Below are 18,384 nucleotides of genomic sequence, written 5' to 3'. Positions count from 1 at the left end.
AAGCAAAATTTTATTTACTTTTTTAGCAAATAAAACAAAAAAGTTGCTAATTTTCTTATTTTATGTTTTAAAAATCAATTTGCTATTATTTTTAAACATAATAGCAGTTCTATGCCAAAAAGCCAAAATATGCTATAATTTATTATTTTATTAAAATTTAGGAGTTGACTATGAATTCATCAAGTTTAGCAGCCAAAATTAAAAAAAATAAAAGAAAAGTATTAATTTTGTCATCATTTTTCTCGGCGTTAGCTTTTGTTGGAATAACAGTTGGAATTAGTTTTACATTTAAATATAACGGAAAACATCCGCGCGAAGAAGTTCAACAATTTGTAAAAAAAGTAAAATATGTTGCATTTAATCCTGAAAAAATAAGCAAAAATAGCGATTTTTCTGCAATCAAAAGTTTATTATTTGACGGAAATGCTCTTAAAAACACAATTAAACTTGATGAGTACTTGGTTCCTTATTATTTTAGTGAAGATTCAAAACAACTTGTTAAATTTGAACAGCAAAATGAAAAAACTAACTCGCCAGTTTTTGACTTTGTTGATTTAAATTTTGATGATTTAAATCAAAATTTTATTATTAAATTTAGAGCAAGACAAAAAATAACTGACCAAAATTTTGCGCAGTCAGATTTTGTTTTATATCCTGTTTCTTTTTATGACTCAAGAAAGTTTCTAAAAGCAGATTTTAACTTTGCACTGCAAAAAATTACAAAAAAAATAGAAGATGCAGTCTCAAATTTTAATACGACAATATCGAATTTTTCTGAGGAAAATTCGAATTTAGTGCAAAATAATTTATACCGAGCTTCAGATTTTGCCGCTAAAATTAATTCTAGTCAAGATTCTTCTGAAGTTGAAAAAAATTTAGGGCAAATTTTCCCAAAACTTACTGATTTAATTTCTTCTGTTAAAAACTCAAAAGAAAATTTAATTCCTGAAACAAATGCCCAAATTTTCGATATAAATTTTGCAAAAGATGCGGCAACCAACCAATTTGTTAGTGTTCAAAACAATATTGCAACAATGTTTTTGCAGGCTAGTTTGACTCAATCGGCTCTTGATCAATTAGGCGATAATTTTGAAAATAATGGAAATAAAATTATCAATATAAACCTTGAATCCAAAGATAAAAAATCAATATTTTTGGATGTTAATGATTTTTTTGCAAATCTCAAATTAAAACCGTTAATTTATAATACAGAGGAAAAAGATAATAAACTTCTCATAAGCAAGCAAAATCCTTTTGATTTTTTTGCAAAAATAAAATTTGAATCCAACCCTTATTTAAAAAATTCAAGCATTAAAGACTTGATAAACCCATTGTTAGCTGAAGATTTATCTTTAGATTTTGGTAATTTTAATAAGTTAATCCCATCAGATAAGCAAGGTATTGATTTTATTTTTGACACACCAAATGCAAAACTAATAAATGACAACGGAAAATACGTTATCGAATTACCATATAAAATTGTCCTAAATGAGTCTTTTTTTGATAATAATTCAAACGAAATTATCAATGAAAAGCAGTTAATTTTAAGAATTGATGGCTTTGGTTTGCCTATAAATTCTAATGCTTCTTCTGGAAATGCTTTTGGTAATTTTTCTATTCCTGGAACACAAAAAGGGATAATTTATCAACAAAATCCACTTTTTGACAATAAAAGTGCCAATTTAGCGCAATTTATTTCAACTTTTGGCGAACCTGTTTTTGCAAAAGTGCCGTTAAATAAAGAAGAATTAGACAATTTATTACTAAAACAGGATTATAAAACCTTAGCCGATAAATTGAGTTTGCCTTCATCTTATAATTATAATTTTGATAATTTTGAGGCAAAAGTTAGATCTTGATCAGGTAAAACCTTGATTCCTAGCTTAGATGATATTTCCCGTTTTAAAAAGTTTGAAACAACAACTAGTATAAATTCCGCAAATTCATCTCAAAATTTAGCAGTTAGTTCTTTAGTTTCAAATACTTTTTTTCAAAATCCATCTGATGTAGCAGCTTTTTTTGCAAACTATATTCAGCAAGAACCCAATAAAATTGCTAAAATATTTTTTGAATTAGCTAAATATTTTGGACTTCTTAATCAAAACCGTTCTTCTTTACAGACTTTTGATGATGATTTGCAGGAAGATATCTTTAAAAAAGCAGCAAAAATTAACCTTAATAACACAAATATTCATGTTTTAAGCTTTAATAATCATTTTGAAGATGTTTTTAATCAGGGCTTTTTTTCAACATTATTTCTACCCCAAACGATAAAAACTCAAATTGGTGATTTGAAAGAAAAATCAACTTCAGAAGTTTTAGCCGCATTGAAAGATCAGGAAATTTTTAAGGAATCTAACACTAATTTTGATCTTAATCAAATAAAGGAAAACTACAAACAAAGTGCTAAATTTTTTACTCTTGCTGATGTTTTATTAGCTTTTTATTTAAAATCAGCCCAGTTGAGTAATTTTTTGGCATGAGAAAAAATAGATTCAAATTTAAATTATGAAATAGTTTTTAAAAAAGGTAACGAAATTTCAAAGCAAACTCTTAATCAAGAAATTAAAAAAATAACAGAGGAACCTAAACCTGAACAAGAAGGTGAACAACAGACTGAACCGACCGAAGGGACAGAAGGGTCTGAACAAACTGTACAGGCTGAACAGCCTCAACAGCCCGGAGAAGCTGCGCAAAATTTAACAAATAGTGAAAATTATGAATATTTAACACTAAATTTTTATTACAATATTGGGGATGAAAATACTAACAAATTTTCCCTTCAAACACCCGTTAGAAAAATTTTAATTAATTTATCTTCTGAAAAAATTGATCCAAAAGTTTCAAATCAAGAAAAACTTAATTCACTAGCAGACTCAATTCCTTCTGAATTATTGAATTTTGAAGTAAATGAAGAAACATTTAAAAAGATTTCTGAACCCCAAACTAGCACAACTGAGCAGCAAAATGGTCAAACTTCACAAGCTTCATCATTAGAAACCAATCTTAATAATTTCAAAAAAACTAAAGAATATTTTTCAAAACCATTAGGAAATGACCAACTAAGATTTGATATATTTCCTAGCTTTGAAAATTCAATAAAAACAGATACAATAAATTTTTTACTAACAGTTTCTATTCTTAATTCTGCCCAAAATAATACAAATCCAGCCGAAGTTTTAGTCTCACGCAGTTTAAAAATTTCAGTAAAAAAATCAAATAATTCACAGCCATCCAGTTCAGATCAACAAAAAAACTAACGAGGTGAAAATGAAAAAGTTCTTCAATTTTAAGCATTTTTCAAGTAAAACATCAAATATAGTTATCGGAATTTCATCTTTAGCATTAGCTAGCGGGCTTGCCGTTTCAATTCCCTTAGGAATTTATTCTTATAATCGTTCTTACTATCAAAAATTAAATGAAGAGATTCAAACATTGAGTTTAGATCAAGAACAAAATCCTTTTAAAAATGGACTAGCTGGTTTGTTTGATAATTTGACTGTTAAGGATGATTTTAAAAATTTAACCGCATTTACCGCATTAAATTTGGCAAAAAGCAAAATTTATAATTTTGACCTTTTATCATTAATAGACCTTAATAAATTATATGAAAATGAATATCAAATTACTTATGATTTGATAAATGCACAAGTTAGTGGGAATTCGATAAAAAATATTGTCTTATTTTTAAAGTCAAAAAATGACAATCAAATTTTTTCAAAAGCAATTGATATCAAAAATTTTGCTGACGAAAACAAAGTTGTTGATGATTTTTCAAAATTTGAAATTAATGAAAAAAAGTCATCAATTAATATAGATTCAAAAAATTTAATTAGTTTTGCTGAATTTAAATCTAAAATTCAAGCTAGTTTTAGTGTTGCTCAAGCCACAGAAAACCAAAAATTTATTGCTTTTGAAAAAGCACTTTTAGCACTCAAAGGAAGCTATAATTTCATAAATAGTTTAGGAAATCCGTCCTTTATTCGCAAAGGTTTGACTCTTGAACCAACAATTGTTGACAATAATCTTAGTTTTTTTTCTGAAGCTGGCAAAAATTACCTTAATTTTGACTTAATTGATGGTGATAAAAAAACTCCAATTCAGCTGGAAATAAAAGGAATTGCTAACGATCAAGAAATTGAATCAGAAATAAAATCTTGACTAAATGATGAGTTAATTCCTGAAATAAAACTAAAACCTCAAATCCAGCAAAATCTTGTTAGCAAAAATTTGTCACTTGGATCATATTTGTATTCAACTCAAGATGAAACAGACAGCTCACCGCCAAAAAAGTTTTCAGAATTATTTAATTACACTAGCAATGAATTTAGTCTAAATACTAATAAATTAAAAAATTATTTCGTAAATATAGATATTGTTCTTAAAGATTTGTCTGAAATCAGTGAACAAGATCGCCTAAATTTAATTAAAGACGGAAAAGTTCGTTTAAGCTTAAGTGGAACTTTAACAAAAAGAGACCCACAAAAATTTATAAAAGTTTTAGATTTTAAATTTGACACTGACATCAAACCTGATTTGAACGTATTTTCGCGTATTTTTGCAAAGAATTTACCTCAAGCTAAATTACAAGATTTTTCTTTGCCAAAAGCTTCAAATACTCCGGCGCTTAGTTCGGATAAATTGGTTCAAATATTTAATGAAATTAAGGAATCATCTAGTCGAATTGACACTAAAAATCCTGATGAAAAATTAGTTAGTCAGCTTTATTTGCTTGATTTTGGTAAAAATCCAACCAAAGATTCGCTTGAACAGTATAAAAATGAGTTAATAGAAATTTCAGAAAGTTCAAAATCCCAAGCAATTCAAGCCCAAACTTTTTCAGATTCAGCTGAAGGCAAAAGTAAAAATGAACAATTAACTTTAGGAAAATCTATCTGAAAAGCCTTAAATTTACAGCATAATTTTATTTCACTTGATGTCAAACCAGAAATAAATTTTGAAAAACAAAGTGATAATTTTGTTATTGAATTTTCACTGGTTTCTACTAAAAACAACGAAAAATTAGCCTCTTCAAAAATCCAGATTAATAATGTTTTAAGTTCACAACAAAGCGCTTTTGATGTTGCTTCCAAATTTTATCCAACCTTTTTCCTTGACGGAAAAGCTAGTTTTTCACAAACTTCACCAACTGAATCGCTAAAAATTCAAGACTTATCTGATAATGACATTCATTTTCAGGATAGTAATTCTATCGAAAATAAGCTAACCCACAATGGCCTTGAAATAAAAAAATCCTTTAAATTCATGGATAATTCGCCAAAAACCGAGAATACTTCTAGTTCAACCGAGTCACCAAAAACAAATCCCGCCCCATTTTCACGAGTAAATTCAGGAGTTGTTTACTTTGCTTTTAGACCAAAAAATATTAACGATTATAAAAGACATTATTTACTTTCAGACTCAAATGGTAGTGGACTTTTCATTCAAAAAGTTGGAAGATCTAAATATGTTGAAAAATCAAAACCAATTGAAGGAAAAATTGTAGATGGTAAAGTAGAAATTAATTCCAATTCTTCAATAGATACCAAACAGACTGATGCAAAAATTGACGAATATGTTATTGGTTTTGATTTTCAACAAGTTGAAAATTTTAAATCGTTAAATAATCATTTTCGCCAAGGTCAAAATTCACTACATTTAGGATTAGAATCATTTTCAACTTCTTTAAAAGAAAAACAAGCTGTTGTTCTTGGTCCTAATTCTTGAAATATAAAAAATAGGTTTTTTTCGTCAGATATAAAGGAAAATTCTGATGGCTTTCCGCCTAATTCTGAATATCGGCCATTAATGGAAATTGCAAATCGTACCGATGAAAGCCGTTTTTTTTCACAAGAATTTCGAAATTCTTCGCCATTTGTTGGCCAAAAAATTAATCCAATAATTGAACAGGATCAGGATATTCTCCTTGAAATTATTAAAACACCTTGATCTTTTGAAATTACAGCTTATTCTTCGTCAAATAATCAACTAAATTCGCCATTTTCAGTTAGTTTAAATGCTAAAACAATTTATAATGTAAACCATTTAACTGGTGTGTGAACCCCATTTCCTAATTTTTTCAATCTTGATTGATCTCAAATTGGCCCTAACCCTGAAAAAATGCCAGTTAATCCTAGTGCAAGTGAATCAGATTTAACTCAAAGTCAAAATTCAAATGGTTCTATAATTCTTAAAGGGCTTGCTGTTTATAATAATTCTCAATTGACTAGCCCTTTAGGAAAAGCAGCTCGGGAAGAAATCAAACGCTCTTTTATTAATGCATATTTAAAATAAAATCTTTGCACCTAAGTTAGTAGAAAAAATTAACAAAAGTGGGTAATCAAAAGCATAGATAAAAAACTAGTTGTCTGAATTTTTCTACTAATTTAATCAAACTTTTATTTTAAGGTGTGCAAACTTATGAAAAAAAATAATAAAGAAATAGGAAAATTGAAAACATTTTTAATTATTTCCGGTTCAATTGTTACACCATTAAGTGTAGTTGCCTTTCTAGTTGCTTGCCATGAAAAAGAACAACCAAAAAAAGTGATAGAACAAAAACCAAATACTTCATTAGATAGTGCAAAAGAAACAATAACTACTCCACCACAAAATAACCCGCAAAATGGCCAACAGGATTTTGTCCCTCATTTCAATCCGAATTTTATACAAAGAGAAATAGAAAATGCTAAACGCTTAGGAGAACAACAAAAACAAGAATTAGCATCTAATTTAGCAAAACTAACAGATGCGCAAGCATATGAAAAGCTAAAAAACAGAACTTTTGCAATCGCTTTCAATAGCGTTGACAAAACAGATGAGAACAATCTTGATGATGTTGTCAAATATGAGCCGACAGGAACAGGTTGATTATTAGATGCTGCTTACAATGAAAACAAGACGGAAGTAATGTTGTATATTGCTACAAACGCTCACGTTTTTGCCAGATCTTTTAACACTTTAGATTCAAAATATAAAGACACTTTCCCTGAATATTTTACTGAGCCAAACAACGGCGAAAAAGTAGATAGCTTTATTATTGGTGTGCCAAAAAAAGAAGCTAACATCCAAGCAATTGATAATAACTCAAGACCAGATGCAAACAATACTCCCGTTTACTTTATTAACAAGCAATTAGGAGGAGGGAGTGAGGTTCCTATCGAAGGAATTTTTGATAATCCCAAAACTGTCTTTGTGGCTTTAAATATTTTTGATAATCAAACAAATGAGCAACTAAAACAAACATCGGTCACATCTCCTGGTAGTCAAAAAATAAACAATGGAATTGGTAAAGATTTTGCTGTTTTTGGACTAAAAGTTAATTTAGCAAAATTAGATGAGCTCATTTCAAAAAATGATGAAAACAAGGAAAATCTTCAATTATTCAAAGAGCATATCGAAAAGGCAATTGTAGACATCGAGCAAGATATTGCTAAGTTTCAGACACAACAGTATCCAAATCATGACAAAAACGCAGTACCTTATATAAGTTATGATTATACCTCAATTTATCAAAAAGGTATTGCTGAGCCAGAAAAATTAGGAATTAGCGAATCTGCGATTTTATCTCCTAATACCACAAAACTTTATTTATTAGGTTATCCAAGTCTTGATGGACAACAATTTTTGATGAGAAATTATCCAAAAAACTTAACTAACAAGTCTTTTGCAATTTCCAACGATAGTTTTACCAATGGTTTAGCACTGAATGATATCCTCAGTCCTAACAGAAGTTATTCTCCTTTTGGCTTTATAACCTTTATTGAAAATAGTGGACTGTATTATGGAGCATCTGGGTCGCTCGTCATTAACGATTATGGCTTACCTGTTGGTATTTATTCTGCTGTTCAAACCAGAGGAGGTAATTTAGACATTAGTGGCAAAGCTGGTTATACTTCTTTTGTCCAAATTGCTGATTTTGACTCTTATGGACTAGCACACAACTTAATTGATGGTACAAATAAAAAACTGTTTCCCAAACAAGAAAAATCATATCGGCAAAACTTAAAAAAATTATCTGAAAATGAAGGCGAATTTAAAGATTTTCGCAAAACTTTACTATTTCCAGATGGCACTTAATACTTAAAAAGTTAAAATAAAAAAATAATTAATTCTCGGAAATCTCAAGTTTTTTAAAGCTTGAGATTTTTTATTAAGTCTGAATTTTAAATCTAACAACCATAAAACGAAATCTACTTACTAATCAAATAAAGCAAACTAGAAAAGCTAAAATTTTTAACTTAAAAACCAAAATTATGAAATTTTTAAACTGCTTTTTTAGTTCAAAACACTAACAAAATCATAAAAAAATACAACTACTATTTAAACTCAATGCAAATAGAAAACTCGTTTTTATTTGCATTGAGCCTAAAAAACATATGAAGTTTTGAAAGAACAATAACCAAAAGCCCTAAATTTATAGATTTCTAAACGGTTAAATTTAAGGCATACCATCATATTTAAAAATATAACGGAAAATTCTCACTATCTGAGCTTATTAAACAAAAACATAACTAATTCCCCCTTAATTCTAATCTCAAAATTTATTATTTTATTCTTAGCAAGAGTTAATATAACATAATTTTATTTTAGACCAAGCATTTTTTTTTTTTTTTGCAAAAGGTCGGTTTCAAAATAATAAAAATAAAGATTTTAGCGTCAAAAAACCCGAATTTACGGGTATTTTTGCGTTTTTGCATTCACTAAAAAGCGAATTTTTACCATCAAACTGGGAAACTCAAAAAATTAAGGTTTTTTTGCAACTAAATCCAACGGTGGTTTTTTCCCAACAAAATTTATAATTGTGACGGCCACACATTTTTGCCAAAATTATTAAAAAATGTGCCTAGAATACAAATTATCATCTAAATCAAAGGGTTTTAACATCTAGTTTATTAGTTGTTGCTTTAAAATAAAAGGATAATTTTGTTGGTAAAATTACAAAATTTTATTTAAATGAAAAATTGATCAAGGGGAATTTCGCCTTTAATTTCAGCGGTTTTGTAGTCTGAAAACTGGAGTGTCTGATCTTGAGGAGTCAAGGTTGAATTTGGTAAAAGATTTGCATATTTTAGTTCAAAACTATAAATTAACTTCTTATTTTCTAGTTTGACACTAATTTTTTTGTGGGCATCATTTCTGATCATACCATCTCATTCTAGGGAAATAATTTGTGGATAAGGCAAAAAGTTGTTGTTTTTAATATGATCTTTGACTAAAAATTCCTTTAAAAGAACCTCAGGATCAGCGTTTTTTATTTTAAAATAAAGACTGTCAAAAATTATTTTAACTATTAGCCCCTTTTGAATCTCTGATAGTCCATCTTTATTTTGTCTGTTGTTTTTGAAAATTCCTTTTTCTCTTATTTGAGGCCAAACTTTATTATTGTCAACCTCAAATTCAAACTCAGTTATATTTTTGTCATTTTTCTTTAAATTGGAAAAAGTAAATTCTTGAAAATCACCGATTTGTTCTTTTTGCTCTTTAAATTTTGTCTTTTTGACTTTAAGTGTTAAAGTTCCATTTTCATCATCAGGAGTTGCACTTATAATATCAAAGGAAAATTTTTCCTCATCATTTAGTGATTTTATCCCTAAAAATTCATCTTTAAGTCCAACAGAAAGTGAAACTTCGCTAAAAGCGGCATTAAAATCGCCAAAAAGTACCGAATTTAAAACAGCTTCATTATCAGAATTGACTAAGGCGTATGCCAAAATTGAAGGACTTATTTTGCTAAAAACAGGTCGTAAGTCTTTTTGGTATAATTCTGGCTCTTCATTTTGTTGAACCTTTTTTGATTTTTCTAAATCTCAAAAAAGGTTCACTTGTTTTGTGACTTTTGTGTCCGAACCCTTTTTGGACACTGAAAGTTCAACATTTTCTAGCCTTCTTTGACTAATATCGTTGTTATTTTCAACAGTTTTAACCTCGAAAGGAAAACTAAAGGTAATTGTATAATTTTGATCATCAAAGTTATCAATTTTCTTTACAAAATTTTCATAGTGAAAAGTTGAAGGTTTTTGCTTGTAATGAAAAAGCACAGTTGCAACATTATTTGATGATTTTTTTTCTTGGTCAGCTATTTCTAAAGAATTTGGAATTTTTGCTAAAACAGCATTTAAATCATTGACTGTTTGAGTATGAAGTCTATTTTTTTCAAGTATTATTTTTTGTTTTTCTAGTTCTTTTTGTCTTTTTTCTTCCTCAAGTTTTGAAAGGCGCTCTTTTTCTTTAAGTAGTTTTTCATCTTGTTCCTTTTTTTGTTTTTCTAATTTTTTCTTTTCAATTTCTAGTTTTTCTTTTTCTTTCTTGATTTCTTCTGAACTTTTATCACTTTTTTGATCATCAGTTGAACCTTGATTTTGTTTAATTTTATCAAGTTCTTTGTTTATTTCTGCTTGTTTTTCTTCAATTTGCTTTGTTTGTTCTTCTGTTTTTTCGATATTTTCTTTTTGTTTTTTTGTTTCTTCGATTAATTTCAAAGTGTCTGATTCAATTTTGCCTTTTTGTGTGTCAAGAAAAGCAACAGGATCTCCTTCCACATTAGTTCCACCTTTTGATGGATCAGGTTTTTCTTTTGGAGGAACAGGGTTTTTTATAGGGTCTGTTTTTGGATTTTTATTATCTTCCTTATTTTTATCAGTGTTATTTTGCCCACATGCAGCTGCGAGAAAAAACGTTGGAATTAAAACTGTAAGACTTCCTAAAAACCATTTTTTTGGGTATATTCTTTTCATAATTCTCCTCACAAGTTAGATTAAATTATAACATAAAAATAGCTAGTTTTCTAATATATTTTAAAAAATACTGTTATTTAAAACATGAAAAGGTGTTTTTTGTTGGTTAAAATTTTTGTCGATTCTTGCTAGGTTAGATACATTCAATTTTTATTTTATAAATAAGTTTATATTTTTGGTATAATTATACTAATTTATTTTGGTTTAGACTTTAATTCTTAGGGGTGAAATATGAAAAAATTTTGAAAAATAGCACTTATAGTAGTGTCGGCTGTTGTTGTAGCAGGAACAGCTACTTTTTTGCTGATTTATAAATATAGAAATACTAAAGAACACGAAAAAAATTCAATTACCGTAGAAGTGCCTGATGGTCTTTTTGATCCGCCTCCAAGCTTTCAACCCGTAGAATCTAGTGAAAAAATAAATCAACCAGAAATAATTTCGTCCAGCGATAATCCTAATATTCCAGAAAATTCATCAAAAGATCAGCCTAAAATTTTTTTGTTAGTAAATAAGTTATATTTGAAAAACAGCTAAAATATCCTTAAATTGTAGACTAAAAAAAGTTAAAATACTACATTATTATAATTGTGTTTTATTTTTCAAGTCAGAAATATTTTAATACTTTGAAGAATTGATATAAATAAATTTTTTTGGTTTTGCTTGGTTTTTAAAATTTTTTGTTTATAATTAATAAATATAGTAAATCAAACAAACAGGATGAGCTAGATCATTCCTGTTTTATTTTTTTAAATAATTTTATATTCGTGGTATTATTATAAATTATTGGTGTTTGCTTTAATTTCTAGGGGTGAAATATGAGAAAATCTTTAAAATTGGTTTTTGGATTAGTTCCAGTTGTTGCAGGTTCAGCAGGAACAGCTATTTATTTGACTTCTAGTAATGCTATTTCTAATTTGGGCGATACAACTTTAGCACGTCAAACACTTCAAGTTAAAACCCGTTTTTCACCACTTTCCGATTCACAAGATAATGAATTCAACCAAAATTCTGAAGAATTATCAACCCAGGAAACTGTAAAAAATGATGAAACAATTGTTCTAAAAAGTCCGGAAGTCTCAGAAGATTCTCCAAAATCTCAACCTATTAAAGTTACTAAAAACACAAAAAATCCAAAAATAATTTTTTCTAATAAACAAATTGAACTACCAAAAAATTCACCAAACACACAACCAAAAATCTTATTGGCCGAACCTGTCAAAAAACCAGTTGATGAAATAAAAAAAGCTGTTTCAGTTAGCAAAATTCAAAGTAGCGAAAGTAAAAATTCTTCTATTTCATTTTTAGAACCCCAAAAGCCAACAAATTTAGACAAATCCCCTTCAAACTCTTCTGAAATTATTGAAAAAGTTGTCATAATTAAGCAAAAACCAACTCAGACTGAAGAGAAAATTCAAGTTCCAACCCCATTAATTTCTCCTGTAGTTTCTAATGAAGATGTAAAACCGGTTTTAGAACCAAAAATTGTAAAAACTCCTGAAGTTATCGTTATTAGTGAAACTCCAAAAGTTGAACACAAAGAAGATACTCCTAAACCTAAAACCCAAACCCAAAGTGATATTTCCAAGTCAACATCATCCTATTCAATTTCTCCTGCAACAACCGAATCAGAGCGTGAAGTTGATGAAGTAATTGATAAATTACAAGAAGATTTAAAAATATTATTAAAATCTTCAGTAGGCGAAAACGCTCAGAAATATCGTGAAGCAAAAAAGAACCTTTATAAATATATTTTTAAAAAGAACGACCAAATGAGACTTTTTAAAGAAAGATTCCCAAAAACACCAATAACTGAAGAAGCAGCAGCATTTTTATATATCTTTTGGGAGAATAATTACGCTCGTTTTTATCCTAGGCGTGCAAGCTCCCAAACTGCTCGTGAAAATTGAAGAAAAGAACTTCAAAAAGTTCTTACAATTATTAAAACACCAGAAATTGGCGCTTTTAACAGAACAACAGGCGGCCATGTGTTTATTATCGATGAAACAAACATAAATAGCGGTAAGTGAGTTGAGGCTCAACCAGTAACGCCAGCTGGTGCTAAAAAATCCTAAAAATTTATAAAAGTAGAAAAAATGACAAAATTATTTAAGTTAGCTCTAGGGTTTATCCCGGTTGTTGCTGGTTCTGTAGGGGCGGTAGTTTATTTTAGTCTAGGTAATTCTACCCTTCCTTTGAATCAAAATGAAGTTCGTGAAGGAAATATTAGGGTTAATACCTTGGCGCCTTCGCTTGTAAATTCACAAAAAGCTGGAAATCAAATTGCTGATACAATAATTTTACAAGGTTTAGCTAAAGATAAAAAGGAAGCTGAAAATTCTAGTGTTTCTGATTTAAATACTAAAAAAACAACGCAAAAACAAGCTCAGATTGATTCAAAATTAATTAATCATACTAAAAATAATCAAGTTAAAACTCCCTTAACTTTGCCGCCAAGTCCTAAATCTAATAAGGTCCCAAAGAATATAATAATTTTATCTAAAAAACCAGTCCCAGTACCAAAAATTGAAAAAAAGCAACAAAAAATTGAAAGTTCACCTTCAAAAAAAGTTCTTGTAACCCCTAGTGCTCAAAGTCCAAAAATTCAAAAATCTACTGAAAAACCAGCTAATTTACCTGTTGTTATTCCAAAAGTTGACAAAAATGAAGTTAAAACAAAAACTCCATTTTCACCATCAATTTTAGACTCAAAAGACAAAACTAAACCCAAAAATCCGCCTATATCTTCGCAAGTAATAGTTGAATCTGAAATCAAAAAAATAAACAAATCTCAAGAAAAAATTCCATTAATTTTGCCTAGTGATCCTCCGCAAAATTTGCCTGAGCAACCAATTATAGAATCCCAAAATCAAAAACCAATAGAAATTGCCCCTAAAATTGAAAGTCAAGAAAAAATTCAAACCCAAAAACTGCCCGAAGAATTAGATCGACAAAAAGAAGAACAAAAATTACAAATAATAAAAAATGACGCAGATGATAATAGTCCAAAATCTAATTCTTCAAGTCCAAAAAACCCTGAAATTGAAGTCACATCTGACATTGAAATAGTCGATCAAATGGTAAAATCGATGGCCAATGATCCAGATTTAGATCACAGTCATGCTTACAAACTTTTGGATAAATACAAATTTACAAAAGCATCACAATTGCAATTATTTTTAAAAAAATTGCCAGAAGTTAAAACTAATCAAGCTGTTGCAAACTTAATCACCTTTTGAACTAATTCTAATGCCAGTTTTTATCCAAATGAAGCTGCTGTAGATCGGGTTCGCGAGATGTGAAGAAATGAAATAATTGAAAAATTACAGTTACAAACTACCGGAAATAATCAAAATATTAGTCTTATCACTCAAACTGGCGGTGTTTTTCGGTAGGCAAGTCATAGTTAAAAAAGGATTTTATAATTAATTTATAATTTTTAGAAGTATATAATGTGAAAATTTCTTAAATCATGTCCAGAGCAGTGTTTTTCTGAAGACCAATTTGCTTTTATTGGACGTTCAAATGTTGGTAAATCTTCGCTAATTAATGCGCTAGCAAGGCAAAAAATTGCCCGTATTTCATCAACTCCTGGAAAAACTCAGCTTTTAAATTATTACCAAACTAGTCAAAATAAGTTAATAGTTGACCTTCCGGGTTATGGCTATGCTCGCCTTTCTCATGCAAAGAAAGATCAAATAGAATCGATGATTTTTAATTATTTTAGTAAAAATAGCAATATTTTACTAGTTTTTTTGCTAATTGATAGTCAAATCGGCTTTACTGATCTTGATTTTAGTATGATTGAGTTTTTGGTTTCATTAAATATAAAGGTGCAAATTTTAGCTAATAAAATTGATAAAACAAATCAGTCCCAGCGCTCAAAACTGTTAAAAGTGTGTAAAAATTTATCACTTGAGTGTTTAAATGTTTCGGCAAAAACTGGCACAAATTTAGATAAAATTCACCAAATAATTAATCAAGAAAAAAATTAGTCTATAAATTCATAGGTTTTTTTAAATTAAAAAGTAATACTATTTTAAAAAAAGAGGAAAAATGGCAATTGCAATTATCGCTGAGTACAATCCTTTTCATAATGGTCATATTTATCAGCTTGAGTATGTTAAAAAAAACTTTCCTAATGACAAAATTTACATAATTTTAGGCGGGAATTTCACCCAACGAGGTGAGATTAGTCTCGCTAATTTTGAAACAAAAAAGAAAATAGCACTAAAATATGGGGCTGATTTTGTAATTAGATTGCCTTTTGAATATACAAGTCAAGCTGCTCATATTTTTGCCCAAGGTGCGCTAAAATTAATTTTTGACCATAAAATCGACAAAATTATTTTTGGATCAGAATCGAATGATGTTCAAAATCTATATAATTTAGCAAATTTGTGAAAAAATAACATTGATGAATACAATGTTCATCTCAAAAAAGCTTTAAAATTAGGCAATTCCTTTCCAAATGCAGCAGCAATTGCCCTTGAAAAAATTAGTTCACAAAAAATTATTTACCCTAATGATATTCTCGGGTTTGAATATGTTAAACAAATTGTACTAAATAATTATCCAATTCAAGCATATAGTCTTAAAAGAACTGTTGATTATAATGAAACAACACCAACTGGAAAGTTTGCTTCAGCAACATATTTGCGAAAATTAATTAGCCAAAATAAGTCAATTTCCCAGTTTTCGCCAATGGAATTTAGCCAACCAGTTTGCTCGTTAGCGCTTTTATATCCAAAATTTCAGGAAATTATTCGTCAAAAGTCGCCTGAATCACTAAGGAAAATTTGACTAGTAAAAGAAGGAATTGAAAATTTATTCAAAAAACATATTGATCAACCTGACTTAGATAGTTTTTTGAGTGCCACTAATTCAAAACGTTACACTAATTCGCGCATAAAACGAACAATGTTGTATATTTTGTTTAATATTGAAGACCCGTCTAATTTTGATGAAACCACAGTTGAACTTGATTGTTGAAAAAATCAAAATTAACTAAAATTTTTTAAAGTATGTTTTAAAAAATTTTAGAATTTGGTCTAATACAAACGGGGCAAAAATTGTTAAAAGTAACAGATAATTATAATTATTCTTTAAAATAAGATAGTTTGAATTGCTAAAATCATTTTGGGAAAAAACGAAATTTATTCCGGGAATAAAGGAAACAATTAGAATTGAAGTAAAACTAGCTAAGAAACCAAGGTGTAAAAATTTTAAATCAGCAAATTTATATTTAAAAATATTCTCATCGGCGGCAAGTATATAAGAAAGACTTGAAAGACTAATGCTGATGATTAAAAAGGAAAAGGTTTGTGAATTTGTGATTCAAAAACTTAGTAGTGCTAAAAATGAGATGAAAATCGCTCAAAACATTATGCTAAAAATCAGTTTTTTATTAAGAAGTGATTTATTTTCGTTTAAAAAGCCTTGATTCATAACGTTTTTTGAAATATTTGTAAGACCAAGGGCGATTCCCCCGAAAGTTTCAGAAACAACATTTATTCAAAGTATTTGTAGCGACGTAAAAATTTGCTCTTTAAAAATTAAAGTTGCAAAAATAACTGATAAAAGCATTGAAAAATTAGCAACAAGTAAAAAAACAAACAGTTTTTTAATATTTGCAACAATATTACGGCCAATTTTTATTGCTTGATAAAGAGTTTTAAAATTATCATCAGCTAAAACAACATTTGCAACCTGTTTTGAAACTTGTGAGCCAGTTATTCCCATTGCAAAGCCAACATCAGCTTTTTTTAATGAAGGAGCATCATTAACTCCGTCACCTAGCATCGCAACAACATGTTTTTTTGATTGTAGTGCGCCGACAATTTCTAATTTATCTTCAGGTTGAACTCGTGAATAAAGATGAAATTTTTCAACATTTTCACGTCAAAAGTCATCTTTTTTTCAATCAGGATTACCTGTTGCAAGTGATTCAGGACCTAAAATTTCAACATTTTTTGCAATTGTTGCGGCAGTGTGAAAATTATCCCCTGTTATCATTATCGTTTTAATTTCTGCATCTAAAAGATCTTTGACAATTGGTTTAATTTCTTTTCGTGGCGGATCTTGAAAACATACAAGGCCTGAAATATTTATGTTTTTTACATAATTTTCTAGATTTTCATTAGGTTGAAGTTCATTTTCAATTTCACGATACCCAAATGCAAAAATACGATATCCTAAATTTTGCATTTGGCTTAATTTTTCTTCTAAAATAGGGTCTAAATTGTTTGCCTTTTTAAAAATTATTTCAGGAGCCCCTTTAATAAAAAGAAACTTTTTGTTGTCAATTTCATAAAAAGTAGCTGAAAATTTGAGTTTGGAATTAAAGACAATTTTGTCTAAAAATTTGTGTTGTTTTTCAACTGCTTCTTTTTGAATTTCAAAAGTTTTTGCCTTTTGTAAAATTAAAATTTCCTCAGGATCACCGTAGTATTTTTCAACTGAGTTATCAAAAAAACTATATGCGGTTGTGTTTAAAACAGTTTGTGTCCAGAAATTTTTTGACTCAATTTGGTGATAATAAATTTCCTTAATTTGCATTTTATTTTCAGTTATAGTTCCAGTTTTATCTGAACAAACAATTGAAACTGCTCCAAGAGTTTCGATTGTTTTTAAATCTTTTACAATGGCATTATTTTTTGCTAATTTTTTAACACCAATAATTAAATTTATAGTAACAAGCGGAATCAAACCCTCAGGAATAAAGCCAATTGCTAGTGAAAGTGATATTATAACTGCGTGTTTTGACTGGTTAAAATCGCCATTTTCAACTAAAAATATGTAAATAAAAAAGAAAGAAATTGCTAAAAATGCGGCAATAAAAGTGATAATTTTTGAAAATTTAGCAATTTTTTTCTGAAGTGGAGATTCTAATTCGTCTGTTTTTGTTACAAGTGAAGCGATTTTTCCAAGTTCAGTATTTTGACCAACATCTGAAACTAAAATTTTTGCCTGTCCATTTAAGACGCTTGTTCCACTGTAAACTTTTGCGGCTTTATCGCCCCAATTTTTAAATTCATCTTTAAAAACTGATGTTGACTCACCAGTAAGAATTGCTTCAGATACGGATAATTCTTTATTTTCAATGACAAATCCATCGGCGCTAATTAAATCACCAGAACTAACTTCAAGAATATCACCTACTAAAATCTCATCAGATTTTAGGCTTATTTTTTTTCCATCACGAATTAGTGTTGAAACTGGCGAGTTAAGATCTGAAATTGCATCTATTGCTTTTTTTGATTTAGTTTCTTGAACTAAAGAGAAAAAAACATTAATTGCAATAATTAAAGCAATAACTACTGGCTCAAGATATGAAATTAATTTAGCTCAAAAAGGCAAATCATGTTCAAAAACCGAACTAATGATAACCGAAATAATAATAACAAAAATTAAAACTAATGTAAGAGGCTCTTTTAGTTGCAATAAAATACGGAAAAATATTGATTTTTCCGGAATTTTTGGTAGTCTGTTTTCGCCAAAAAAATTTTTAGATTTTTCAATCTGTTCTTGACTAAGCCCCCTTTTTTTGTCAATTTGTTCTAAAAATGTAATTTTATCGGTATTTTTATAGTCGATTTTCTCTTTTTTTTCTTTTTTGATCATTTTTGCCCTTTTTTATATAAAATTA

General features: G+C 28.7%; 10 protein-coding genes. 8 read left to right on the top strand and 2 right to left on the bottom strand.

The window, feature by feature from the left end:
- The first annotated feature begins 170 nt into the window (after positions 1–170).
- The 3 genes from QJQ40_RS02505 (at position 171) to QJQ40_RS02495 (ending at position 8,079) form a co-directional block, all read left to right on the top strand.
- Positions 171–3,260: a P97 family adhesin gene (locus tag QJQ40_RS02505; protein WP_282861071.1), complete on the top strand. Its 3,090-nt coding sequence runs from the start codon at positions 171–173 to the stop codon at positions 3,258–3,260.
- A 10-nt stretch (positions 3,261–3,270) separates the two neighbouring features.
- The gene (locus QJQ40_RS02500) at positions 3,271–6,294 is read left to right on the top strand and encodes a P110/LppT family adhesin N-terminal domain (protein WP_282861070.1); all 3,024 of its coding nucleotides are present in this window, start codon (positions 3,271–3,273) and stop codon (positions 6,292–6,294) included.
- A gap of 126 nt (positions 6,295–6,420) precedes the next feature.
- Positions 6,421–8,079 carry an MIP family Ig-specific serine endopeptidase gene (locus QJQ40_RS02495; protein ID WP_282861069.1) on the top strand — a complete coding sequence of 553 codons (1,659 nt, stop codon included), beginning with the start codon at positions 6,421–6,423 and terminating at the stop codon, positions 8,077–8,079.
- A gap of 872 nt (positions 8,080–8,951) precedes the next feature.
- Here QJQ40_RS02495 and QJQ40_RS02490 read toward each other — a convergent pair.
- Positions 8,952–10,736: a surface lipoprotein gene (locus QJQ40_RS02490; RefSeq protein ID WP_282861068.1), complete on the bottom strand. Its 1,785-nt coding sequence runs from the start codon at positions 10,734–10,736 to the stop codon at positions 8,952–8,954.
- 231 nt (positions 10,737–10,967) lie between these two features.
- On the opposite strand from QJQ40_RS02490, the gene QJQ40_RS02485 reads away from it, so the two are divergent.
- The 5 genes from QJQ40_RS02485 to QJQ40_RS02465 all read left to right on the top strand — a co-directional run bounded on the left by QJQ40_RS02485 (position 10,968) and on the right by QJQ40_RS02465 (position 15,743).
- Positions 10,968–11,273 (top strand): hypothetical protein, encoded by a 306-nt coding sequence (locus QJQ40_RS02485; RefSeq protein WP_282861067.1) that lies wholly within the window; start codon positions 10,968–10,970, stop codon positions 11,271–11,273.
- A gap of 281 nt (positions 11,274–11,554) precedes the next feature.
- Positions 11,555–12,811, top strand: coding sequence for a hypothetical protein (locus QJQ40_RS02480; RefSeq protein WP_282861065.1), 1,257 nt, complete (start codon positions 11,555–11,557; stop codon positions 12,809–12,811).
- Positions 12,812–12,832: 21 nt separating this feature from the next.
- On the top strand, positions 12,833–14,131 hold the full coding sequence (locus QJQ40_RS02475; protein WP_282861064.1) for a hypothetical protein: 1,299 nt from the start codon (positions 12,833–12,835) through the stop codon (positions 14,129–14,131).
- Positions 14,132–14,188: 57 nt separating this feature from the next.
- The gene (gene yihA, locus QJQ40_RS02470) at positions 14,189–14,731 is read left to right on the top strand and encodes a ribosome biogenesis GTP-binding protein YihA/YsxC (protein ID WP_282861063.1); all 543 of its coding nucleotides are present in this window, start codon (positions 14,189–14,191) and stop codon (positions 14,729–14,731) included.
- Positions 14,732–14,792: 61 nt separating this feature from the next.
- The gene (locus QJQ40_RS02465; protein ID WP_282861061.1) at positions 14,793–15,743 is read left to right on the top strand and encodes a nucleotidyltransferase; all 951 of its coding nucleotides are present in this window, start codon (positions 14,793–14,795) and stop codon (positions 15,741–15,743) included.
- On the opposite strand, the gene QJQ40_RS02460 is transcribed toward QJQ40_RS02465, so the two are convergent.
- Complete coding sequence (locus QJQ40_RS02460) at positions 15,744–18,359, bottom strand: cation-translocating P-type ATPase (protein ID WP_282861060.1); 2,616 nt, start codon at positions 18,357–18,359, stop codon at positions 15,744–15,746.
- Between the last annotated feature and the right edge of the window lie 25 nt (positions 18,360–18,384).

The sequence above is a fragment of the Mesomycoplasma ovipneumoniae genome (genome assembly GCF_030012565.1).
Taxonomy (GTDB): domain Bacteria; phylum Bacillota_I; class Bacilli_A; order Mycoplasmatales; family Metamycoplasmataceae; genus Mesomycoplasma; species Mesomycoplasma ovipneumoniae_D.
Note: the sequence above shows the minus strand (reverse complement) of the source record. Positions and strands in the feature narration are given on the sequence as shown.